Here is a 23309-nt window from a genome sequence, read left to right as displayed (position 1 = left end):
GCTAAAGTGGATTTGATGGTTACACAAGTACGTTAGACGTATTGATTTTAGAAAAGAAGACATCCTCTAAGTTAGGAGTCACTTCTTCAAATCCATGTTGTGGATGATCATCGCTATAGACATGTATAAGGGGTTGCCCACCTACCATTTTATTTGAGATAATTTTATAATCCTTGGCATATTGCTCTAAGTCTTCTCGGCGTACTATTTTTTGAAATACTTTGCCACTGAGATCATTAATGGCAGATTCTGGTGAGCCGTGATATACAATTTCACCAAGGTTCATAATAGCCATTTTAGTGCATAGCTCCCGGACGTCATCAACGATGTGTGTTGAAAGAATCACGATAACCTCCTTACCAACATCAGCCAATAGATTATAAAAACGATTGCGTTCGCCTGGATCCAGTCCCGCGGTAGGTTCATCTACAATAATGAGTTTCGGATTTCCAATAAGGGCTTGTGCTATGCCAACGCGTTGTTTCATCCCGCCAGAAAAACCCTTTACAGATTTGTTTCGTTTGTCATATAAATTGACCTTATTTAAAAGATAATCGACAAGAAGTTTACGCTCTTTAGTATTAGTAATACCCTTTAATATGGCTAAGTGTGTTAATAATTGTTCTGCAGTAATACGGGGATAGACACCAAATTCTTGAGGTAAATACCCCAAAACCTTTCTGACTTCTGCCGGTTGGTTTAAAATATCGATATCATCTAAGGTTGCTGTGCCGGAATCTGCATCTTGCAAAGTCGCAAGGGTTCGCATTAAAGAAGATTTACCTGCGCCGTTGGGGCCCAAAAGGCCAAACATCCCATTTTCTAGTTCTAAGCTGACGTTATCTAATGCCTTTACACCATTTGCATAAGTTTTGGAAAGGTTGTTGATTTTTAGTGTACTCATATAGATGAATTTGAAGGGTTAGTTTGTGTTTAAGACGACCATTCTTAAAATCCGTTACAAAACAGAACTAAATTTTAGTCACTGACAAGATAGTCTTTATAAGTTAAAGACGTAAAGTTCTAAAGAATAGTTGCCTGGGTATATTGGCAACGTTAAAACCAAGTTACACTTTTAGGTAAGTAATAAACGAAAAGGCATATTTATGATCGTCGTCAGCATCATGGGTAGTTCTGCTTACTTCTTTCCATACGCTAGAATCTATATCTGGAAAAAAGGTATCAGCACCCTCAAAAGTACTATGTACTCTTGTCAATTCTAATTTATCAGCTAAGGCCATAGATTGCTTATAGATCTCTCCTCCACCAATAATAAAAGGTTGATCATCTTTTCTAGCGGCATCAATGGCGTCTTCGAGATTGTGGACCACAATAACTCCATCGGGCACTTTGTAATCGTTTTGCCTTGTTATTACAATATGCGTTCTATTGGGCAGTGGTTTGGGAAAACTTTCAAAGGTCTTACGCCCCATAATAATATGGTGTCCAGAAGTCAAGGCCTTAAAACGCTTTAAGTCATTGCTTAAATGCCAAATAAGGTCGTTGTCCTTACCAATGGCATTATCCTCCCCGGCAGCGACAATAATCGTTAATTCATTGGAGTTTTTTTTTTCTTCTTCCTGAACGTCTTTGGGACGGGTTTCGTTGTAAGCTTGGGACTGTGCAATCTTTGTCTCTTCTTTTAAGAAGCCTTCCTTTAGTTTTTCTATGCGTTGTTGCTGTTGATTGACCAATTTATCGAGCTGCTGTTTCTCCCAGTCTTTACCCATAAACTTATGAGTAATAAATACGGTAACAAAATGATAGGCAAATAAAAACAACCAGACCAAAATGGCGTAGACAAACCAATTGACTCCAGCAATGGTGAAATCCTTTCCAATACCCAGAACCGTATTAGCTAGAATTAAGAATACAGCCCCAATTAAAAAAATGACAAAATGAGCATATAAACGCTTTTTTTGTCTAATGCGTTTTTGCGCATTTTCTATGAGCTCTAATTGATCTTTATCTATAGTGGAAACTTGTTTTTTCTTTCCAAACATACTCCAAATTTAAGATTATAAAGATAGGTCTTTTTAACTAAAACGTTGTCGTTAATTTTTGTTGGTACATATGCTGTGTTTTCGAAAACGATATCGTTGATTATCAGTGAAAAAGACGCGATTTTACTCTTGTTAATCTCGTAAATTATAAGCTAAAAAATTATAGAGTTTATCAAAAAGTAAAGGCTATTTTATTAAAATGATAATTCTTTCATCTTAGGGCATTTAAACTTTAATTAGTGGTTTTTTCTTTTATACTTTTGACCTCAGAATTAAATTAATTATTATGGCAATTAAAAAGCAGTATTTAAAAAGTAAGCCAGTTTGTAAAGTGACATTTTCTGTTCCTGCAAAAGAGGCAAAAAATGTAGCGGTTGTTGGAAGCTTTAACGAGTGGAATACTGAAGCTACTGAATTAAAGAAATTAAAGAACGGTACCTTTAAAGGCACTGTTGATTTAGCAAGCGAAAGTTCTTACGAATTCAGATATGTTGTTGACGGAACCTATGTTAACGATGAGCAAGCAGATTCTTATGCTTGGAATGACTTCGCTGGTGCAGAGAACGGTATTTTAGAATTGTAATTACGGTATTTTCTTAAGACGTTTAAAGCGTCTCTCTCGATGGTAATCGGGTTGAGACGCTTTTTATTTATGATTTTCTTTTCCTTCTAGATTTCTTTTGTTGCGATTTGGCTTCAACAACAAATTTAATAGGTAAGAAATACGAGACATCTACGGCTTTGCCATTAACTGTACCAGGTGATTTGGCATTAGGCATGTTTTCAATAAGTCTGTAACCCTCTTCTCTTAATAGATGATGTGGTGCACGTACATTAGTTGCTTTTATGTTACCTTCTTTATCTATTTTAAAGAATAGAAAAATAGAGTTGATACCCTCGGGTAACCCAGTAATACTTAAAATCATATCAGACCTAAAATTCTTTTGAATGTAGTGCATTAGCTTTTGGTTCATACACTTACGCAGTTCGTCATTTTCTGCATTTTTTGGACAGCCATCAAAAACAGGAAATTCGCCTAAAAACTGAAGAGAAACCTCTGAAGGTTCAAAATTTGGAATGGCTTCAAGAATTGTTCTAGTAGAATCGATTTTGAAGCCATAAAATGCCGTATGATAGGTTGCAACACCATGATCAAATTCGTCTAAAACTGGTTTTGTCTGAGGGAATTTGGATAGGATATATTTCAAATCTTTACTCGTGCTATCCACAGAAGAACTGATATTGGATTCCTTTATAAGAATTGACCCATCCTCATCAAAACAGTATCTTACGCTAATAGTTATAGTGTCTTTTTTTGATTTCTGAATGAGTTTCGTTCTTAAAGAGTCGTTGAGACTTTCAAAAACATATAATGATGATTTTTCATCAAAACATTTTTCTTTGTCCTCTATCTCTTCACAACCCTCAAAAATCACAAAAGGGCGATTATATTTTAGTTCTTTTTGCTGACTAAAGTTTGCTAAGCAATAGCCTAAACATAAAATACAAATGAGGAACTTTTTCATATTACACGGCAACAGCGCCTTTGATATGTGGATGCGGATTGTAGTCGACGAGCGTAAAGTCCTCGAATTTAAAATCTAAAATATCGGTTACTTCTGGATTAAGAATCATTTTTGGTAGCGGTCTTATATCGCGCGATAATTGCAGTTCGAGTTGCTCCATATGATTGTTGTAAATGTGGGCATCGCCAAAAGTATGAATAAACTCTCCTGGTTGATAACCACAAACCTGAGCCATCATCATGGTAAATAGTGCGTAGGAGGCAATATTAAAAGGGACACCTAAAAATATATCGGCACTGCGCTGATACAATTGGCAAGATAGCTTCCCATCGGCAACGTAAAACTGAAAGAAGGCATGGCACGGTGGTAAAGCAGCTTTACCATTAGCCACATTTTCTGAGAAGGATTTCGAGGTGTCTGGTAACACGGAAGGGTTCCAAGCGGAGACCAGCATTCTCCTACTGTTGGGGTTGTTTTTAAGTGTTTGGATGACCTCTTTAATCTGGTCGATCTCTTCACTGGCCCAATTGCGCCATTGATGACCATAAACAGGTCCTAAATCGCCATGTTCATCAGCCCATTCGTTCCAAATTCGAACACCATTTTCAGTGAGATAATTGATATTAGTATCTCCTTTTAAAAACCAAAGGAGTTCATAAATAATAGATTTAAGATGTAATTTTTTTGTAGTGACCATAGGAAAGCCTTCACTTAAATCAAATCGCATTTGATAACCAAAAACACTTTTGGTTCCCGTACCTGTTCGGTCTCCTTTTTCGTTACCGTTTTTTAAAACGTACTTTACTAAATCGTGGTATTGTTTCATAGTATTTCCCACGAAAGTGGGAATCTCTTTAAGTTAAACTAAAATCTGTAGAGATTAGATACTGAAATGAATTCAGTATAATAGCAAACGAAAATAAAAAAAAGCTTCATTTCAATCGATATGAAGCTTTGGCATAATATTAAAAGTTATTAACTATAATTATCCAATAATCATACCTGCAATTGTAGCAGATATTAAAGAGGCAATGGTGCCTCCAATTAAGGCTTTCATACCAAATCTAGATAATTGCTTACGTTGCCCTGGTGCTAGTGAGCCAATACCGCCAATTTGAATGCCGATAGATGCAAAATTGGCGAAGCCACAAAGCATATAAGTGGCCATAATTATAGATTTCTCATAATTAAGGTGTGTGGCATTAGACACATTCTTTAAGTCTGCCAACTGAATATAGCCTACAAATTCGCTTGCTGCCAATTTAATACCCAATAATTGTCCCATCATCATCATGTCTTCCTTAGCCACGCCAATAAGCCACATGAGTGGAGCAAAAACAGTTCCTAAGATGGCTTCGAGCGAAAAGCTCTGGTACGGCGTGTTGTCTGCCATCCAACCGTTCAACGAAGTCACATCACCAATCCAACCAAGAATACCATTGATCATGGCAATAAAGGCCACAAATACTAAAAGCATGGCGCCAACATTAACTGCGAGTTTTAAGCCTTCAGTCGTACCATTAGCAATGGCATCTAATAAATTAGCACCTATTTTTTCTTGAGATACTCTAACATCCGTATTAATGTTTTCCGTTTGTGGATACAATATTTTTGAAATCACTATAGCGCCAGGTGCTGCCATTACCGAAGCTGCTAGTAAATGTTTGGCATAGACCAAGCGAAGCGCTGGATCGTCCCCACCTAAAAATCCGATATAAGCGGCTAGTACAGCACCAGCTACAGTAGCCATACCGCCTATCATCACCAACAGGATTTCGGACTTGTTCATTTTCTCGAGATAGGCTTTGATCAACAAAGGCGCTTCGGTTTGTCCTAAGAAAATGTTTCCTGCAACACTCAGGCTTTCGGCTCCTGAAATCTTTAAGAGTTTGGTAAGCAACCATCCAAAACCTTGTACTACTTTTTGAATGATGCCTAAGTAAAACAAAACAGAAGTTAATGCCGAGAAAAACAAAATGGTTGGTAATACTTGAAATGCGAATATAAAGCCAAATGTATCCATATCGACGACCAGACCTTCAAACAGGAATTTACTGCCTTCTCTAGTAAAATCCAGAACACTAACAAATAAACTACCAATACCTTCAAAGGCTGCTTTTATAAATCCAACCTTCAAGACGCCTATTGCGATTAGTAATTGAAAGGCCAATCCAATACCAACCGTTTTCCAATTAATCGCTTTGCGTTTACTACTGAATAGATAGGCAATAATGATAAGAACTATCATACCTAACACTCCTCGCCATAAACTATTTATGGAAAAACCTTGGCTTGGAATGATTTCGTTATTATTAGATGGAGGAGTTACAGTAGTGCCGGCAACCGTGTTTTTTGCATAAGAAGGATCCCAAAAACTATACTTTGTTGTTTTTTCGGTAAGAACTAAAGAGGAATCGGTTAACTCTTTAATCTTATATTTTCTAATGGTATCAGTTGGTTGGTTGTAGTAAAAAACTAAAAGATTATTCTGATAGATATAATGACCAGAGGCTTTGAGTTTTTTTGGAGTTAATCTATAATTAAAATCACCATCTTTTAACATCAAGACATCTGATTGGTCATGAGGTTGAATAATACTATCAGTTTCAATATGTTTTATTGAACTAAAAAACCAAGTTTTCTCAAGCTCTTGTGCCGTTATTGTTGAAATTCCAATGAAAAGAGCAATAAGGGCTTTGAAAAATGAATTCATAAAGGGGATTGTTGGTTAGCGCTTGGAAATTTCGTCTCTTATCTTGGCGGCTTTTTCATAATCTTCATTATTGACGGCTTCTTCCAAGAGACTGTGAAGTTCCTCTAAGGTTTTATCCTTATAGCTCTGTTGTTCTACAGTAGCCGTTTCGATTTCCTCAGCGATGAGGTCATCTACTAGAATACTATCTTGTTCTTCGTCCTCTTTTTTAGGGTTCACTTTAAGATAGATTCCAGCCTTATCGAGAATGTTTTTGTAAGTAAAAATAGGAGCTTGAAAACGCAGTGCTAAGGCAATAGCGTCACTGGTTCTGGCATCAATAATCTCTTCAATCTTATCGCGCTCACAAATTAAACTCGAATAAAAGACACCATCGACCAATTTATGAATAATCACCTGCTTCACCACAATGTCAAAGCGATCCGCAAAGTTTTTGAATAAATCATGCGTCAAAGGACGTGGAGGACGGATTTCCTTTTCGAGTGCAATTGCTATAGATTGGGCTTCAAATGCCCCAATGACGATGGGTAATTTGCGATCTCCATCAACTTCATTGAGAATCAAGGCATAGGCGCCATTCTGCGTTTGGCTGTAAGAAATACCTTTGATATTTAAACGAACTAAGCTCATAAGTTATAAAACACAAAGAACTGTTTAAATTTGGACTTTACCAACTGCTATTCGCAGATTTGGATGTTTTTCTAAATAGTTTCGATAAAACGCTTTCTATTAAGAATATCTAAATTTAAACAGTCCTTTCTTATTACAAGGTAATAAAATTATGCGTTTTGGGCTTTAAAAGCTTTTAATTTTTCTATGAGTGTTGGTACCACCTCAAAGGCATCGCCAACCACTCCGTAATCTGCAGCTTTAAAGAAAGGCGCTTCTGGATCGGTATTGATAACGACCTTAACTTTAGAGGCATTAATACCAGCTAAGTGCTGGATAGCACCAGATATACCAATGGCTATGTATAAATTTGATGCTACGGGCTTACCTGTTTGACCCACATGTTCGCTATGTGATCTCCAGCCTAAATCAGATACAGGTTTAGAGCAAGCTGTCGCGGCACCTAAAACCTCTGCAAGTTCTTCGACCATACCCCAATTTTCTGGACCTTTTAAACCGCGTCCGCCAGATACGACGACTTCGGCATCTGCAATACTCACTTTATCGGTGGCTTTATCCACGGATGCTACTTCGACACCCGAGTCTGGAATAGATGGAGAGAAGTCTTCTACACTCGCTGCACCGCCAGATTCGACGACGCCAAATGAATTATTAGATAAACCTACAATTTTTACATCGGTGTGTATTTCTGTATGGGCAAAGGCCTTATTTGTAAATGCCGTACGTTTTACGGTAAATGGCGCTGTGCTCGATGGTGCTTCAACAACATTCGATACATAACCGGCATTGAGTCCTACGGCCAATAAAGGTGCTAAATACCTGCTATCCGCGCTAGAACTTAAGATCACCACCTTGGCGCCTTCATTTTTTGCGGCCTGTTCTACAGCAGCAGCATATTTTTTTGCATTAAAGGCTTGTAGTGTCGTATCGGTAACCGAAAGCACTTTTGAGGCTCCATAATTCCCTAAGTTCTCGGCACTTTCTGCATTAATGGCAACAGCAGTTACTGAGGTTCCCATTTGATCTGCTACAGCTTTGGCATAAGACACCACTTCTAAAGCTGCTTTTTTAAATTTTCCGTTTTCTGATTCTGTATATACTAAGACTGACATAATATTTTATTTTTTGGTCGCTGAGGTTCTCGAAGCGACTTTTAGATATTACTTTATAATGGTCATTTCGAGAGCCTCAATGACCAAATGATGTGTATTAAATCACTTTAGCTTCATTGTGAAGCAGGCTCACAAGTTCATCGATATTATCGGCATCCACTAATTTTACAGCTCCTTTTGGCGCAGGCTTTTCAAAACTTACTGCTTTTGTTTCTGCAGTAGCTGCAGCAGGCTCTACTACAGTCAACGGTTTCTTACGTGCCATCATTATACCTCTCATATTGGGGATACGAAGGTCACTTTCTTCTACGAGACCTTTTTGACCGCCGATGACCAAAGGCAACGCTGTATTTACAGTCTCTTTACCACCATCAATTTCCCTTATGGCTTTGGCATTTGTACCATCTACCTCAAGACCGATACAATTGGTTACAAAGTTGGCATCGACCATAGCAGCAAGCATTCCTGGCACCATACCTCCATTATAGTCTATAGACTCTCTTCCCGCAATGACTAAATCGTAAGCACCATCTTTCACGACATGCGCTAATTGTGTGGCCACAGCAAAACCATCTGTAGCTTCGGCATTCACTCTAATGGCAGCATCAGCACCGATAGCTAGTGCTTTTCTCAAGGTCGGTTCGGTTTCAGCTCCACCAACATTAACCACCGTTACGCTAGCGCCTTGTTTCTCTTTAAACCACATGGCACGGGTAAGACCAAATTCATCGTTGGGGTTAATCACAAATTGAACACCATTGGTGTCGAACTTGGTATCACCATCCGTAAAATTAATTTTTGAAGTCGTATCTGGTACATGGCTGATACATACTAATATCTTCATAAGTTGACGTAATTTATGTGTTTTTGACTTTTTCCGTTTACGATAACGTTATCGCAAAATTTTAAAATTATGCAAAAATAGCCTAAAAACTATTCATTGAATAATTCTTCGCGAAGATAATAATAATTTCTAATTTATTATGCGTGCATAATAAATATTTAAGAAAATTTGATTTACGTAGTTTTCCATTTATTCATATTTTTGCTACTCGTTAAAAATTACAGAATGAAAACGATTCAATTTAGAGAAGCCATAGCTGAAGCCATGAGCGAAGAAATGCGCAGGGATGAGAGTATTTACCTTATGGGTGAAGAAGTTGCTGAATACAATGGGGCCTACAAAGCATCAAAAGGAATGTTAGACGAATTTGGTCCCAAGCGCGTTATCGATACTCCCATTGCGGAGCTTGGTTTTGCGGGTATTGCGATAGGGTCTACTATGACAGGGAACCGACCCATCGTTGAGTATATGACTTTTAACTTCTCTTTAGTGGGGATAGACCAAATTATAAACAATGCTGCCAAGATCAGACAAATGTCTGGAGGGCAGTTTAAATGTCCCATTGTGTTTAGGGGACCAACAGCCTCTGCTGGCCAATTAGCGGCAACCCACTCTCAAGCCTTTGAGAACTGGTTTGCTAATACACCGGGCTTAAAGGTTATTGTACCTTCTAATCCCTATGATGCCAAAGGCTTATTAAAATCAGCTATTAGAGATGATGATCCTGTTATTTTTATGGAAAGTGAGCAGATGTATGGTGATAAGGGGGAGGTACCAGAAGGAGAGTACACCATTCCAATTGGTGTGGCCGATATTAAGCGCGAAGGTACTGACGTAACCATTGTGTCTTTCGGAAAAATTATAAAAGAGGCCTATAAAGCAGCGGACGAACTAGAAAAAGAAGGTATTTCATGCGAGATTATCGATTTACGCACCGTAAGACCAATGGATAGAAAAGCTGTGTTAGACTCTGTGAAGAAAACCAACCGCTTGGTGGTCTTGGAAGAAGCTTGGCCTTTTGGAAATGTCGCTACCGAGATTACCTATTTAGTGCAATCTGAAGCTTTCGACTATTTAGATGCACCGGTTGTTAAGATAAATACAGCGGATACACCCGCACCCTATTCACCAGTTCTTTTGGAGGAATGGTTGCCAAATAGTAATGATGTGATAAAAGCCGTAAAAAAAGTAATGTATAAATAAATAAATTGCAGATTTCTGCGTTTAATGGACTTCATTAGTAACCTGAAGCTCAAGTTTAGCATGGTTGTTGATGAAGTTTGTTTTTTAAATATGAAATTAAGATTACTTGTACTTTACTTATTGTTCGGATGTTTTACGGCATTAGCCCAAACAAAAGTTAGTGGTTATGTGTTTGATGGCAACAACGATCCCATTCCCTTTGCTAATATTATATTCAAAGGGTCTACCGAAGGAACTATTACTAATGAAGATGGCAGATTTTATTTAGAATCCGACGAGACATGGGATACCTTAATCGTATCGTTTGTTGGTTTTGAGACCTTAGAGGTGCCACTAGATAAGCGCGTTAATTATAATTTAAACTTTGTGCTCAAGGAGGAAGCGGCTTCTTTGGATGAAGTGGTCATCACCACTGGAAAACAATCCAAAAAGGCCTCGGAAAATCCAGCTATAAGAATTCTTAAAAAAATATGGGACCGCAAGCGCAAAAATGGACTTAACCAGTTTCAACAATACGAATACGATCAGTACGAAAAAGTAGAGTTTGATATCAATACCATAGACAGTGCTTTAATAAAAAGTAAGTTGTTTAAAGGTATGGAGTTCGTTTTTGAAAAGGTGGATACCTCTTCGGTGACCGGAAAAACCTATCTCCCTATTTTTTTAAATGAGTCCGTAAAAAAAGTATACGGGGATAATGTAACTAACAAAAAGCGCGAAGATTTAGTCGGCAATAAAAATTCGGGTTTTAGCAACAACCAAGTCATTATCGATTTTATCGATGATTTATATTCTGATTACAATATTTACGACAATTACTTAAAGTTCTTCGATAAAAGCTTTGTGAGCCCTTTGAGTCGAACAGGGATCCAAACCTATAACTATGTCTTATCCGATAGTGCTTATATCGATAATAAATGGTGCTATAATATTATATACTATCCAAGGCGTAAGAACGAGTTGACCTTTAAGGGCGACTTTTGGGTTAACGATTCTACCTACGCCATAAAGGAAATCAATCTTCAGGCCTCAAAAAGTGCCAATATCAACTGGGTCAAAGAAATTTATATTGAGCAAGAGTTTGAAGTATTGAACGATTCGGTGTTTCTGATTAAGCGTGATTATTTCCTTTCGGACTTTGCCTTAAATAAAAAGGAAAAATCAAGAGGAGTTTACGGAAAACGTACCACCTTATACGATAATTATAAATTTAATCAATCCAAGGATCGAAAGTTTTACGATAAGGTGGTTTATAATTATGATGCCGATGTGTACAACCGCGAAGATGATTTTTGGGAAAAGAATAGGCTCGAAGCTTTAAACAAAGACGAGAAGGGTATTTATAAAATGTTAGATACCCTTAAGACGGTGAGGAAGTTCAAAACACTTTATAATATCGGAAGTATTTTGGCCTCGGGTTATATAGAGTTTCCGAGTATAAACTTTGATTATGGCCCTATTTTTTCTACGGTAGGCTTTAATGATGTGGAAGGCTTACGATTGCGAACAGGAGGGAGGACCTATTTTGGACAAAATGACCTCTGGAGGCTTGAAGGCTTTTTAGCCTATGGCTTTAGAGATGATAAGTTTAAATACGGTATTTCCGGAAAGTGGTTACTCGATAAACGGAGTCGATTAACCATTTTTGGCGGGCAACGGCGAGACATAGAACAAATAGGGGCGAGTTTAACCAGTTCTACCGATGTTTTAGGGCGTAGTCTGGCGTCTAATGCGGTCTTTACAGCGGGTGCTAATGACAGACTGACTAACATTAGTCTTACCAATTTTGGGTTTTCGTTAGAACCCTTGAGGAACTTTGAAATTCGATTGGATGGTAGTTTTAGGCAGTTGCGTTCAGCCTCACCAACCTTCAGTTTAGATTATAACGATCCAGGTTCTTCGACAGGAATTTCATCGGAAGTTAACCAGTTTGAAAGTCGATTGGCCTTGTCTTTTTTTCCAAAACGGCAAATGACCGGCTTTGGTGTAGAACGGAAAGAAAAAAACGACGATTTTGCAAGATTATTTGCCCAAGTGACACGTGGTGATCGCAACTGGTTTAATAGTGATTTTGATTATACGAAACTGCAGTTTTCCTATATTCAACCCTGGCAAGTTGGAGGTTTTGGCCGATTGGTCACCTCCGTGGAAGCAGGAAAAACCTTTGGTGAAGTGCCATTAGCCTTATTGAGTGTGGTGCCAGGTAACCAGACCTTTTTCTCCATATACAATACCTTTTCTCAGTTAGATTGGTATGAGTTTGTCACCGATACCTATACCTCTTTGCATTTAGAGCATAATTTTAACGGTCGTTTATTTTCTCGGATTCCATTCCTAAAGAAATACAATCTTAGAGCCATAGCAAGCATAAGAGGGGTTTGGGGCGAATTATCGGATGAAAATATCGCTCTCAGTACTACGGGGAATCCTGTAGAATTTCCATTAATTGCTCCAGATACACGCGTTTACTACGAATACAGTTTTGGAGTGGCCAATATCTTTAAGATTTTACGAATCGATTTTAACTTTAGAGGTAATTATTTGGACGCGCCAGATGCGCGACGTTTTGGGGTTACAGGAAGTTTCGGGTTCTTTTTCTAAAATGGTTTTTGACGTACTGGAAAGCATACTTTTTGTAAGTACCTGTCTTATATTTCTAACACCTTAATTTTATCTCTTGCGTAGGAATTCTGATTCAAAGCAAATGATTTTTTATAGCATTCAATAGCCTTCATTTTATCTCCTGTAGTGACATAGAAATCCCCAAGAATATTATAAGGGTAGTGGTTTTCAGGATAATTAGTGGTGTTATATCGCAATAGGCTCTCCGCTTTTTTTAATTGCTGCTTGTCTATTAATCGCCGAGCTAAGTTTTCAATAAAATAAAGCTCTGGTTTCATTTCTCTTCCATATTCTTTTGATAGTCTCTCATAATGATTCTTTATTTTATATAGAATATCCTTTTCAGGATCTATTAGCTCTCGTTCATTTATGTCTAATTGGTAGAAACTGAAAACAAAGCGCAAAGCGTCATATGTGGTAATTAGTGGAACCGAAGCATGACTTTCTTCTTCATAGTATTTTCCTTTATAGGACAAGTGATTGAGGTTGTCTTTATTTTTTAGGAACGAATTCAGTTCTAGTATTGCCCTTAAATGCCTTGTATCATATGTAGTGTCTTTTTTTACTGCCAACGTATCCATACCGGCAGTATTCGCAATACCTAAATAGAGCGTTCTGCCATTGTAACGTTTATCGAGTTTTGTAGTCTTTATCTTTTTTAAGAGGTTCTTGTTGTTCCACCACATCGAAGGATCGATGGCAATATATGATTTGAATAACTCAGGATTGTTAATTAAGGTATTCATAACGGTTAATCCACCGAGCGAGTGCCCAACAAATGTTCGATAGGATTCCGTCGGGTATTTTGAATCTATATAAGGAATTAACTCATGTTCGATAAAAGACATGAATTGATGCCCTCCGCCAGACTTTGTCACTGTAGAATCACCACTATAGTAATTTCCTGTTGTAGGTGATAAATCCCGAATTCTATCTGTATTTGGGATGCCCACTACAATCATTTTTGGTAAAACCGTATTGCGATTTGAAGAACTCAGTTGTCTCATCATTCCTACCACTGAATAAAAGTGGCTGTTGCCGTCCAAAAGATAAAGAACAGGATAGGTCTTAGTTGATGACATTTTATTATAATTCCCCTCAGGAACGTGAACCCAAATTTTACGGGTTTCATTTAATATCTCGGAATCAAGGCTCTCGATTTTACCAATACTAATAGTATTACTATTTTGTCCAATTAAAGGTTGAAAACAGAGATATAAGAGAAAGGCTAAACAGATGTTCTTCATAGTTCGTATGAGGTATAGAGAAGGATTAGAGTTTTTAAATCAACTTTTTAGTCCTTTAATTCTTTTTCTTATCCTTGAACTTATCAAAATCAGAAGGCTCTTCAATTTTCGGGAAACTATTATTTTTCACATCCGTATCTGCAAATTCAAAGTTGGGGTCTAACACCACTTTTTTCACTTCCTTGTCTTTTACAAAGGTTTCAGTAGTCTCATATTCATTATGTCTCCAGATTTCGGCTGGCAGCGTGTCAATGTCGCTCGTACCATCGGTATATTGCCATTCTATGGTAACTGGCATCACCAAACCGCCAACGTTTTTCACTGTAATTTCATAAATGTTCTTACCAAAGAGCTGCTTTCTCAATTCAGGTTCGTTAAGTCGCGATAAAAACTGACCATAGGCTTGATCTGGAGTCGATACCATCGTAATCATTTCAGGGCCGCCTGCGAAATCGGTGGTGTTTTCACCTGCATTTTCAGCTTTTATATTAGCAGCTGTGACCTTATTGCTATTCTCTACGTTTTCTTCATTGGCGACCGTAAACCATTTTACATTGGTGAGTTCCATATCGACCTTGTCTGTTGTAAAGAACCAACCTCTGTAAAACCAATCCAGATCAACAGCAGTAGCATCTTCTAAGGTTCTGAAGAGATCACCAGGATTCGGATGCTTATATTTCCAACGATTAGCATATTCCTTAAAGGCTTGGTCAAATAAGTCTTGGCCTACCACAGAGTTTCTCAAAATCTGCAAACCTACTGTCGGTTTTTGATAATAATTGGCGCCAAATTGACTGAGTAAATCATTATCCGATGAGGTCATAATAGGACGCATAATACTTTGATCACCACTCATAAAAGGCACGATACTTTTTGGTGTGGTATGATTATAGTCGGGATAACGTTCTTTCATGGTGCGTTGGTGAATAAAAGTGTTTAGGCCTTCGTCCATCCACATCCACTGACGTTCGTCTGAACTGACAATCATCGGAAACCAGTTGTGTCCAACTTCATGCACAATGGTACTGATCATTCCGGCTTTGGCATTTTTGCTCATCTCACCATTTTTTGGGCGACCACCGTTAAAACTGATCATCGGAAATTCCATTCCGATGTTAGAGGTATTGACAGATATGCAAACAGGGTAAGGGTATTCAAAAACATCATCCGAATAGACCTCTAGTGCATTCTTTACCGCTAATGTTGAGGATTCACTCCAAACAGGCAAGCCTTCTTTTGGATAGAAAGACATGGCCATCACTGTATGTGTTTCTAACGGCACTGCTTGTGCATCCCAAATAAATTTTCGTGAAGAAGCCAAGGCAAAATCACGTACGTTTTCGGCTCTAAATTTCCAGGTTTTGGTTTTTGTGGATTTTGTCTTTTCATTGGCTTCAGCTTCTTCAGGCGTTACAATCATTACCGTTTTATCGGTAGACTTTCGAGCCGCTGCTAAACGTTGACGCTGTGTTTTTGTGAGTACGTCTCCTTCGTTTTTCAAATCTCCGGTAGCCGCCACCAAATGGTCGGCAGGTACTGTGATTTCGACATCATAATCCCCAAATTCTAAAGCAAACTCTCCTAAGCGGTTGAACTGCTTGTTCTGCCAACCTTCCGTGTCATTATAGACCGCCATTCTAGGAAACCAATGTGCGATTAAGTAAACCGTATTATCATCTTCAGGGAAATACTCGTAACCTTCGCGCGATAATAAAAATAGACTTCGATCCGTAATATGATAAGACCAACCTATGGAGAACGTCAAAGACGATCCCGATTTAAGCGGTTCGCTTAAGATGACTTTCATCATAGTATTATTGACCAGAGATTTAATAGCATTGCCATTGGTGTCTTTAATGTATTTGATGGTGTAACCTGCAGGAAAGTCGATGGCCCTCGTTAAAAATTGCATATGTCTGGTATTCATAGAATCACGCACATTCCCGAAGGCAAATCCAAAATCTTCATTTCCTTTTTTGTTTACATTTTGTTCTAACTGAATCCATAAATAGGAGAGGTCATCAGGTGAATTATTGTAATAAGTTATAGTTTCATCACCGCTTAGAATATTGTTCTTCTCATCGAGTTGTGCTTTGATTTTATAGTCGGCGCGCTGTTGCCAATAGGCTTTGCCCGGAGCACCACTTGCCGAGCGAAAAGCATTTGGTGGTGATATCATATGGTCTATGGGTTCAAACTTGCCTTGATAGGGTTGGTTCTGTCCATAGAAATTATAGAAGAATAAAGTTGAAACTAAAACGGTGAGTAAATTTTTCATGAAATTTTGGATTAATGAAACGATAGAGCAAGATACTAACTTTACTTAAAAGATAAAGCGAAGCATAAGAAGCAAGTACAAATGCCATGCTTCTTAGCTGTTATTAAAACCTGACTTTTGAATTCTCAGTCTTCCAACGGGGTCAGTATCTGATCCGTAATTTCCTTTCTGGCATCCCTATGCTGTCTCATGTCTTTGAGCATGGCCTCATAATTTTTATCGAAAGATTCTAAGTGTTCAATTATTTTACTGGGGTGATAAGTAATATTGACAGGAGTTTGCTCTGCCGAAAATACGCGATCCGATAATAGGGCCCACCAATTTTCGCGCGCAATTTCAATTTTCATTAAGCCAATGATTTTCTGAAGGCGTTTAAATTTTCCATGCTTGCCATACACTAAGTTTTTCTTGTCGATGTCCATGTCTGGATAAGTTATTTTGACGATAACTTCTTTAGAGATGTCCTGTTCAGGAATGTGTATTTGAGCCATAAGTTTTTGACCGTCATAGCTCCAATGTTCGTCAGTGATCTTCTCATGATAAGGATAGGTTTTACCATCGACTTCTACCTTTGAAGGAGGAAAGCTTATAGGTAATTGTATAGCATAGCTTCGAGAAGAAGACAGACCTTTATAATCTCCTTTTAAAGGAGAAATTGTAATGACCTTTTCATTATTAGCTTCGAACTGAGAAACTAAAGTTGTAGCAAAAGACTTAGATTTGTAATCCTCAGTGTCCCCATCATCTTCATATAACTCAAAATCTCCAGAAGCTCCGGGAAATACCTTTAAGATAAGATGATTAGGAACGTCTTGTAAATTTGTGATTTTTGGATACATCGGGACTATGGCGCCTTCTTTGACAAATAGCGGGAGTTCTTCTAGCATGTAGGTTTTATTAATCACTTGGTCACCTTCGTACTTTTCGCCTGTGGACCAATCGAACCAAATTCCTTTAGGTAGCCATACTTGTTGTTCGGCAATCAAATCCTTTCCAGCAGGTTCTGCAACAGGTGCAAATAGAAGTTGATCACCATACATGTATTGGTATTTATAGCTATAGGCATTCTCCGTTTTGGGATAATCGTAATACATAGGGCGACAAATAGAAACGCCCTTGTCGAAGGCTTGTCTTGCCATGGTATAGGTATATGGTGTTAAGGCATAACGCAGTTGTATAAGCTCCCGCATATGCTGAAACTCATTTGGAAACATCCAGAACCGTCGTTCTATTGAGGATATTTTAGCACTGTGTGTTCGTAAAATGGGACTAAACACACCAAATTGTAACCAACGTGCGTATAGTTCCGCATCTCTATCCAAGTCACCTGAAGCATGGCCGCCTATGTCATGACTCCAGTAGCCATAACCTACATTTGATGCTGTATGCGTGAAATAGGGTTGGTACTTGAGCGATTCCCAGGATATTTTATAATCACCAGAAAAACCAATTTGATAGCGATGATTACCCAAACCTCCCCAACGATGAAATAGCAGTGGACGTTTTCCTGTCCGTTCGGCCATACTCGTAAAAAAGGTGTGGTTAAGCCACCAAGTATTGTTTAAGCCTTCAACAACTCTACTTTCGGGAAATTGTTGCCAGTCTAACCACCAAAAGTCAACGCCCCATTCTTCATAGGGTTTAAGAATGACATCGAAATAGGTCTTTGCCCATTTTTTGTCGGCCATTCGATAAGGAATCCATGCATTTTCTGATGTGTCAAAACCATAGCTTTGAGCAAAGTCTTGGTATTGTGATTCCATAGAGGCCACACCAGAAGCGGGATGCAGATTTAGAGCCGTTTTCAATTTTTCTTCATTGGTCCATTCTATAAATTTTTCCGGTTCGGGAAATAAGGCTTTGTTCCAGGTATAGCCCGTCCAACCTAACATTTCACCAAAAGGATCTTTTTTAGGATTTTTAATAGCCTTAAGACCGCCGTGGGTTAAGTGCCAGTCCATATCAATAATGAGAACATCAATTGGGATTTGGTATCTCCTAAAATCAGCAACAAGCGCTCTGAATTCGGGATCAGAGTAGGCCCAATATCTAGACCACCAGTATCCAAAGGCGTAACGTGGAGGCATCGGGATTTTTCCAGCAATTAAAGTATAATCAGATAAAGCCTGCTTATAGTCCAAACCATAACCAAAAAAGTACCAGTCCTGTTCTGAGTTGGATTTTGGCTCTGATACCCATGGCCAGTCCGAATTATCAAATCTAAATCTATCGGAGTCGTCTAGCAAATACCATCCGTCCCTAGAAAGTATGCCCTCTTCCAAGGCAATGGGATCTCCATCCCAAGTATTACCGCCATTACAGCCATCTAGAGTTCTCGTTGTACCTAAAAGATTGCCTCCATTTTTAGTGCCAAGTTTCCAATTAACGGTTTCGCCATCAACTTGTAAAGAAATTTCGAGATTCTTTTCCGAAAATTGTCCACTTTCTTTTTTATATCGCAGTTGTAAATCGTCCGTCGTTATAACTAACCATCCTTCTTGATCTTCAACGTTAAATGTAGGTGTTGTAGTGTTTCTATTAACAATGGCAAAAGACGCGCGATCTTCGAATGTTTTACCGGTATCCCATTCCATTCGAATCACTCGAGGAGTCAAAACAGTAAAACGCGCTTCTCCTGAAACTATAATAGACGCGCTATTGGCTAAAGGATTTTGCTGTGCCTTTAAGTCTGGATAGAACAATAAACTGAGTAGTGCAAATAAGAGAGTTTTAGGATACATAGGCTATTCGGTTTTTAGATGGATGGTTTTTTGTAATCGTGCACTTTCTTTGGCCGCATCCAGAATTTCCATGACGATCATATTATTCTCTAATGCGTTGAGGTCAAACTCATCGAGTTGAATCTTATTTCTTATCACCGCTGCAAAAAGTGCAAAAGGGTCGTCATAAGGGGCTTCGCGCTCTTCGAGTTTCATGGTTTTTTCGTCATAACCGTCATAGCCCTCAGCTATTCTTATGCGCAAATCATGCCGGTTATCGGCGTAGATTACGCCTTTTAAACCGTAAACTTCCATATCCTTTCTGCCGATAGGCCAGTTCCAAGACCCTTGAATGATAGCTACAGCCTCATCATATTGTAATAGAATTATGGATTCGTCATCAACCTTGGGATTATTCTCTGGCTGCAACTGCTGTGTAATGGCAGTTACACTATTGGGGCGTTGACCATCCATAAACCAGGTCAATATATTAGCGCCATAACAACCAAAATCCGTAATAGCACCACCACCGTTTTTTATGGGATCGGTGAGCCATTCTAAAAACTCACTATTGACTCCAATCTTCTTAGGCCCTTTATGCCCATCTCTTACAACAATTTTGGTAATAGCTCCAATGCTGTCTTTGCGCTTTGATAAGTCATAGGCTTTATGCGTTGTAGGATACCAGGTGGTCTCATAATTGGTTAATAAATGAATCTTGTGTTTTTTTGCCAGAGCATACATTTCTTTGGCATGTTCTAAACTTACGGCCAATGGTTTTTCGACCATAACATGAATGCCTTTAGGAGCAGCCGTCTGAACAATTTCTAAATGCTCATAGATAGTTCCAAAAGCGGTGACAGCTTCAGGGGTGGTTTTGGAGATCAATTCTTCCATGGTGTCATATACCATATCCATGGAGAACTGGTATTGATCTGCATATCTCTGAGCGAGCTCCTTATTGGGTTCTACAATGCCAACAATTTTAATATCTCCTCTGGGTTCACTACCGAAGATCCAATGCACGTGGGTATGGGTGAGCCCGATGACCCCAACTTTTAAAGGTTGTTCTTGGGCTTGTAGGCACAGCACTACTAGAATTGACATGATGATTGTTAAATTCTTCATTAAAGGGTTGTAAGCTTTTAGTATGGTCTCTAAATTTAGTTTAATTTGATAAATCTTTAGTTAGTAATGTCGATTATTTAAAGTCTGCATGGGCTACAACAACTAATTATTTGATATTCTTTAGTTATAACTATTAGGTTGTTATATATTTGCAGCCCTTAAAATAGAATCGATTATCCACCCCAAATTCGGGATAAATAAAAATAAAATGGCGAAAAAAAAACAAGTGACCTTTGATGTACTTATAGAGATACCTAAAGGCAGTAGAAATAAGTACGAGTATGATTTTACATTGCATAAAATACGTTTTGACAGAACATTGTTCTCCTCAATGATGTATCCTGGAGATTATGGTTTCGTACCAGAAACATTGGCATTGGACCAAGATCCCTTAGATGTTTTAGTCCTTTCTACTGAACCATCATATCCTATGGTCGTTATGGAAGTAAGACCAATAGGTGTGTTTCATATGACAGACGAAAAAGGGCCAGATGAGAAGATTATCTGTGTACCAGTTTCTGATCCTGTATGGAGTAAGCGTTCTGATATAAGTGACTTAAACCCACATCGATTGAGGGAAATTGAACATTTCTTTCAGGTATATAAAGATCTTGAAGAGAAAAAAGTAGATGTTGGTGGTTGGGGAAATGCAGAAGAAGCCACAGAGATTTATCATAAATGTGTACAGCGTTATGAAGAGAGTGAGCACAAAAAGAAAAGGACTTTTGTGATTTAAATATAATTAGCAGAAACTCAGTAAGCTTATAAGCCATCTTTAATTAAAAGGTGGCTTTTTTTATCAGGTATATTTTTCTATTTTTGGCATCGTTAAAAATTAAACTAACTAACACAATATTTATATGGATATTTTAATTAAAGGATTACCAGCTTTTGGAGTTTTGGCGTTGCTATTCGTGTTCATTAAGAGTGCATGGGTAAGCAAACAGGATCAAGGAACTGATAAAATGAAAAGAATAGCGAAGAACATTGCGGATGGAGCTATGTCTTTCCTAAAAGCGGAGTACAAAATCTTAGCAATTTTTGTTGTTGCTGTAGCTATCTTGCTATACTTTAAAGGAAGTTCTGAGGATGGTTCAAATGGAATGGTAGCTGTATCTTTTATTGTAGGTGCAATTTGCTCGGCTTTAGCTGGATTTATAGGCATGAAAGTGGCTACAAAAGCAAATGTAAGAACAACAAGTGCGGCAAGAACTTCTTTAGGAAAAGCATTAGAAGTAGCTTTTGCAGGTGGTGCTGTGATGGGATTAGGTGTTGTTGGTCTTGGTGTTTTAGGTCTAAGCGCTTTATTTATGCTATATAGTGGACAAGGTTGGGAAATAGGAGAAGTATTAAACGTACTTTCAGGTTTTTCTCTCGGTGCCTCATCTATTGCATTATTTGCTCGTGTGGGCGGTGGTATCTATACAAAAGCTGCTGACGTTGGTGCTGATTTAGTAGGTAAAGTAGAAGCAGGTATTCCTGAGGATCATCCATTAAACCCAGCAACGATTGCGGATAATGTAGGTGATAATGTAGGTGATGTAGCAGGAATGGGAGCCGATTTATTTGAGTCTTATGTAGGTTCGATCATAGGTACTATGGTACTGGGTGCTGCATTTACTCAAATTCCTGCCTTTGCATCTTCTTTTGATGGCTTAGGCGCTGTTTATCTACCATTGGTTTTAGCAGCAATCGGAATTATAATGTCAATTATTGGTACATTCTTCGTAAGAGTTAAAGATGGTGGGAATCCACAAACGGCATTAAATATTGGTGAATTTGGTTCAGCAGGTTTAATGTTAGTAGCGTCTTATTTTATCATCAATCAAATGTTACCAGAAACTTGGTCTTTTGGAGCAACTGAATTTTCTTCAATGGGTGTGTTTTGGGCAGTAGTTGCAGGTTTAGTTGCAGGTCTAGCTGTTGGTAAAGTAACAGAATATTATACAGGAACAGGAACAAAACCTGTAAACTCTATTGTAAAGCAATCTGAAACAGGTGCAGCTACAACTATTATTGCAGGTTTAGGTGTTGGAATGATGTCTACAATGATTCCTATTGTCTTAATCGCCGCTGCAATTTTAGTATCGCATCATTTTGCTGGACTGTATGGTATCGCCATTGCTGCGGTAGGGATGTTAGCTAACACAGGGATTCAATTGGCAGTCGACGCCTATGGACCAATTTCGGATAATGCAGGGGGAATTGCTGAGATGGCTGAATTAGATCCTGAGGTAAGAGAACGTACAGACAAATTAGATGCAGTTGGTAATACGACTGCAGCGATAGGTAAAGGTTTTGCTATTGCTTCTGCGGCATTAACAGCGTTGGCATTATTTGCAGCGTTTATGCAAACAGCCGGAGTAACAGCGATTGATGTTTCCAAACCTACAGTAATGGCAGGTTTATTAGTTGGAGGTATGTTACCATTTGTGTTTTCTGCATTATCTATGAATGCTGTGGGTCGTGCGGCTATGGCAATGATTGAAGAAGTAAGACGTCAATTTAGAGATATTCCTCAATTAAAAGCAGCCTTAGAAGTGATGAGAGCTGTAGATTCAGATATGTCTAAAGCTACAGAAGCTCAAAGAAAAACATTTGATGAGGCTGATGGTGTAGCTGAATATGATAAGTGTGTGGCTATTTCAACAACAGCATCTATCAAGGAAATGGTATTGCCAGGTTTATTAGCTATTGCAGTGCCAGTTGCTGTAGGATTTTTAGGAGGTGCTGAAATGTTAGGTGGTCTATTGGCAGGTGTAACGACATGTGGTGTATTGATGGCAATTTTCCAATCTAATGCAGGTGGTGCATGGGACAATGCTAAAAAGATGATTGAAGAACAAGGTCGCAAAGGAACTGAAGCGCATAAAGCGGCAGTTGTTGGAGATACCGTTGGTGATCCTTTTAAAGATACGTCAGGCCCATCATTAAATATTCTATTAAAGTTAATGTCTGTAGTAGCATTGGTTATTGCACCAAGTATTGCTTTATCTGCAGAAGGCTTAGCAAATTATACGGCTGAAGAGGAAATCAATAAAGAAATTGTGATGACTTCTGACAATAATGCTACGGCTACGGTTGAATATACTAAAGTCGTTAATGGTGAAGAGATGACCGAAACAAAAACCTTTGAGGGCACTGAAGCTGAGGTAGAGCAACAACTTAAAGCATTTGAAGCTAGCCTTAAGAATGAATCAGGTGAGATTAAAAGAGTTATTGATAAAATAGATATTCAGAAGAATTAGATTTTAATAAATATAACTATGTAAAGCCTCATTAT

At 38.4% G+C, this 23309-nt stretch carries 17 protein-coding genes; 5 read left to right on the top strand and 12 right to left on the bottom strand.

What is annotated here, in order from left to right; translation table 11 throughout:
* Positions 1 to 19 precede the first annotated feature (19 nt).
* Together ACO052_RS00215 and ACO052_RS00210 are read right to left on the bottom strand one after the other, a co-directional pair.
* The gene (locus ACO052_RS00215) at positions 20 to 904 is read right to left on the bottom strand and encodes an ABC transporter ATP-binding protein (protein ID WP_422105975.1); all 885 of its coding nucleotides are present in this window, start codon (positions 902 to 904) and stop codon (positions 20 to 22) included.
* Between the two features lie 163 nt (positions 905 to 1067).
* The gene (locus tag ACO052_RS00210; RefSeq protein ID WP_422105974.1) at positions 1068 to 2003 is read right to left on the bottom strand and encodes a dihydrofolate reductase; all 936 of its coding nucleotides are present in this window, start codon (positions 2001 to 2003) and stop codon (positions 1068 to 1070) included.
* 286 nt (positions 2004 to 2289) lie between these two features.
* Here ACO052_RS00210 and ACO052_RS00205 point away from each other — a divergent pair, with 286 nt between their 5' ends.
* On the top strand, positions 2290 to 2586 hold the full coding sequence (locus ACO052_RS00205; RefSeq protein WP_422105973.1) for an isoamylase early set domain-containing protein: 297 nt from the start codon (positions 2290 to 2292) through the stop codon (positions 2584 to 2586).
* 67 nt (positions 2587 to 2653) lie between these two features.
* Here the strand turns inward: ACO052_RS00205 and ACO052_RS00200 are convergent, their stop codons facing one another.
* From ACO052_RS00200 to ACO052_RS00175, 6 genes are all read right to left on the bottom strand, one after another.
* Positions 2654 to 3529 carry a hypothetical protein gene (locus ACO052_RS00200; RefSeq protein ID WP_422105972.1) on the bottom strand — a complete coding sequence of 292 codons (876 nt, stop codon included), beginning with the start codon at positions 3527 to 3529 and terminating at the stop codon, positions 2654 to 2656.
* Position 3530: 1 nt separating this feature from the next.
* Positions 3531 to 4355, bottom strand: coding sequence for a thymidylate synthase (locus ACO052_RS00195; protein ID WP_422105971.1), 825 nt, complete (start codon positions 4353 to 4355; stop codon positions 3531 to 3533).
* 159 nt (positions 4356 to 4514) lie between these two features.
* On the bottom strand, positions 4515 to 6242 hold the full coding sequence (locus tag ACO052_RS00190) for a NupC/NupG family nucleoside CNT transporter (RefSeq protein ID WP_422105970.1): 1728 nt from the start codon (positions 6240 to 6242) through the stop codon (positions 4515 to 4517).
* Positions 6243 to 6257: 15 nt separating this feature from the next.
* Positions 6258 to 6872, bottom strand: coding sequence for a bifunctional nuclease domain-containing protein (locus ACO052_RS00185; RefSeq protein WP_422105969.1), 615 nt, complete (start codon positions 6870 to 6872; stop codon positions 6258 to 6260).
* A 149-nt stretch (positions 6873 to 7021) separates the two neighbouring features.
* Entirely contained in the window at positions 7022 to 7984 is a 963-nt protein-coding gene (locus tag ACO052_RS00180) for an electron transfer flavoprotein subunit alpha/FixB family protein (protein WP_422105968.1), read from the bottom strand.
* A gap of 97 nt (positions 7985 to 8081) precedes the next feature.
* Positions 8082 to 8828, bottom strand: coding sequence for an electron transfer flavoprotein subunit beta/FixA family protein (locus ACO052_RS00175; RefSeq protein WP_422105967.1), 747 nt, complete (start codon positions 8826 to 8828; stop codon positions 8082 to 8084).
* A gap of 225 nt (positions 8829 to 9053) precedes the next feature.
* Between ACO052_RS00175 and ACO052_RS00170 the strand changes: the two genes are divergently transcribed.
* Both ACO052_RS00170 and ACO052_RS00165 read left to right on the top strand, forming a co-directional pair.
* Positions 9054 to 10031 carry a pyruvate dehydrogenase complex E1 component subunit beta gene (locus ACO052_RS00170; protein ID WP_422105966.1) on the top strand — a complete coding sequence of 326 codons (978 nt, stop codon included), beginning with the start codon at positions 9054 to 9056 and terminating at the stop codon, positions 10029 to 10031.
* 90 nt (positions 10032 to 10121) lie between these two features.
* Positions 10122 to 12632 carry a DUF5686 family protein gene (locus tag ACO052_RS00165; protein ID WP_422105965.1) on the top strand — a complete coding sequence of 837 codons (2511 nt, stop codon included), beginning with the start codon at positions 10122 to 10124 and terminating at the stop codon, positions 12630 to 12632.
* Between the two features lie 47 nt (positions 12633 to 12679).
* On the opposite strand, the gene ACO052_RS00160 is transcribed toward ACO052_RS00165, so the two are convergent.
* From ACO052_RS00160 to ACO052_RS00145, 4 genes are all read right to left on the bottom strand, one after another.
* Entirely contained in the window at positions 12680 to 13900 is a 1221-nt protein-coding gene (locus tag ACO052_RS00160; RefSeq protein ID WP_422105964.1) for an alpha/beta hydrolase-fold protein, read from the bottom strand.
* 55 nt (positions 13901 to 13955) lie between these two features.
* Complete coding sequence (locus ACO052_RS00155) at positions 13956 to 16178, bottom strand: M1 family metallopeptidase (protein WP_422105963.1); 2223 nt, start codon at positions 16176 to 16178, stop codon at positions 13956 to 13958.
* 125 nt (positions 16179 to 16303) lie between these two features.
* Positions 16304 to 18919: a TIM-barrel domain-containing protein gene (locus ACO052_RS00150; RefSeq protein WP_422105962.1), complete on the bottom strand. Its 2616-nt coding sequence runs from the start codon at positions 18917 to 18919 to the stop codon at positions 16304 to 16306.
* 3 nt (positions 18920 to 18922) lie between these two features.
* Complete coding sequence (locus ACO052_RS00145; protein WP_422105961.1) at positions 18923 to 20026, bottom strand: Gfo/Idh/MocA family protein; 1104 nt, start codon at positions 20024 to 20026, stop codon at positions 18923 to 18925.
* Positions 20027 to 20234: 208 nt separating this feature from the next.
* Between ACO052_RS00145 and ACO052_RS00140 the strand changes: the two genes are divergently transcribed.
* Both ACO052_RS00140 and ACO052_RS00135 read left to right on the top strand, forming a co-directional pair.
* On the top strand, positions 20235 to 20762 hold the full coding sequence (locus tag ACO052_RS00140) for an inorganic diphosphatase (RefSeq protein WP_422105960.1): 528 nt from the start codon (positions 20235 to 20237) through the stop codon (positions 20760 to 20762).
* A 124-nt stretch (positions 20763 to 20886) separates the two neighbouring features.
* Positions 20887 to 23274 (top strand): sodium-translocating pyrophosphatase, encoded by a 2388-nt coding sequence (locus ACO052_RS00135; RefSeq protein WP_422105959.1) that lies wholly within the window; start codon positions 20887 to 20889, stop codon positions 23272 to 23274.
* Positions 23275 to 23309: the final 35 nt, after the last annotated feature.

This window comes from Winogradskyella sp. (assembly GCF_965228925.1).
Taxonomy (GTDB): domain Bacteria; phylum Bacteroidota; class Bacteroidia; order Flavobacteriales; family Flavobacteriaceae; genus Winogradskyella.
Note: the sequence above shows the minus strand (reverse complement) of the source record. Positions and strands in the feature narration are given on the sequence as shown.

Bases quoted from the DNA above. Each gene is read 5' to 3' on its own strand.
- ACO052_RS00170 (WP_422105966.1), top strand. From the start codon at position 9,054: ATGAAAACGATTCAATTTAGAGAAGCCATAGCTGAAGCCATGAGCGAA.
- ACO052_RS00205 (WP_422105973.1), top strand. From the start codon at position 2,290: ATGGCAATTAAAAAGCAGTATTTAAAAAGTAAGCCAGTTTGTAAAGTG.
- ACO052_RS00145 (WP_422105961.1), bottom strand. From the start codon at position 20,026: ATGAAGAATTTAACAATCATCATGTCAATTCTAGTAGTGCTGTGCCTA.
- ACO052_RS00200 (WP_422105972.1), bottom strand. From the start codon at position 3,529: ATGAAAAAGTTCCTCATTTGTATTTTATGTTTAGGCTATTGCTTAGCA.
- ACO052_RS00180 (WP_422105968.1), bottom strand. From the start codon at position 7,984: ATGTCAGTCTTAGTATATACAGAATCAGAAAACGGAAAATTTAAAAAA.
- ACO052_RS00155 (WP_422105963.1), bottom strand. From the start codon at position 16,178: ATGAAAAATTTACTCACCGTTTTAGTTTCAACTTTATTCTTCTATAAT.
- ACO052_RS00195 (WP_422105971.1), bottom strand. From the start codon at position 4,355: ATGAAACAATACCACGATTTAGTAAAGTACGTTTTAAAAAACGGTAAC.
- ACO052_RS00185 (WP_422105969.1), bottom strand. From the start codon at position 6,872: ATGAGCTTAGTTCGTTTAAATATCAAAGGTATTTCTTACAGCCAAACG.
- ACO052_RS00190 (WP_422105970.1), bottom strand. From the start codon at position 6,242: ATGAATTCATTTTTCAAAGCCCTTATTGCTCTTTTCATTGGAATTTCA.
- ACO052_RS00140 (WP_422105960.1), top strand. From the start codon at position 20,235: ATGGCGAAAAAAAAACAAGTGACCTTTGATGTACTTATAGAGATACCT.
- ACO052_RS00175 (WP_422105967.1), bottom strand. From the start codon at position 8,828: ATGAAGATATTAGTATGTATCAGCCATGTACCAGATACGACTTCAAAA.
- ACO052_RS00165 (WP_422105965.1), top strand. From the start codon at position 10,122: ATGAAATTAAGATTACTTGTACTTTACTTATTGTTCGGATGTTTTACG.
- ACO052_RS00160 (WP_422105964.1), bottom strand. From the start codon at position 13,900: ATGAAGAACATCTGTTTAGCCTTTCTCTTATATCTCTGTTTTCAACCT.
- ACO052_RS00150 (WP_422105962.1), bottom strand. From the start codon at position 18,919: ATGTATCCTAAAACTCTCTTATTTGCACTACTCAGTTTATTGTTCTAT.
- ACO052_RS00215 (WP_422105975.1), bottom strand. From the start codon at position 904: ATGAGTACACTAAAAATCAACAACCTTTCCAAAACTTATGCAAATGGT.
- ACO052_RS00135 (WP_422105959.1), top strand. From the start codon at position 20,887: ATGGATATTTTAATTAAAGGATTACCAGCTTTTGGAGTTTTGGCGTTG.
- ACO052_RS00210 (WP_422105974.1), bottom strand. From the start codon at position 2,003: ATGTTTGGAAAGAAAAAACAAGTTTCCACTATAGATAAAGATCAATTA.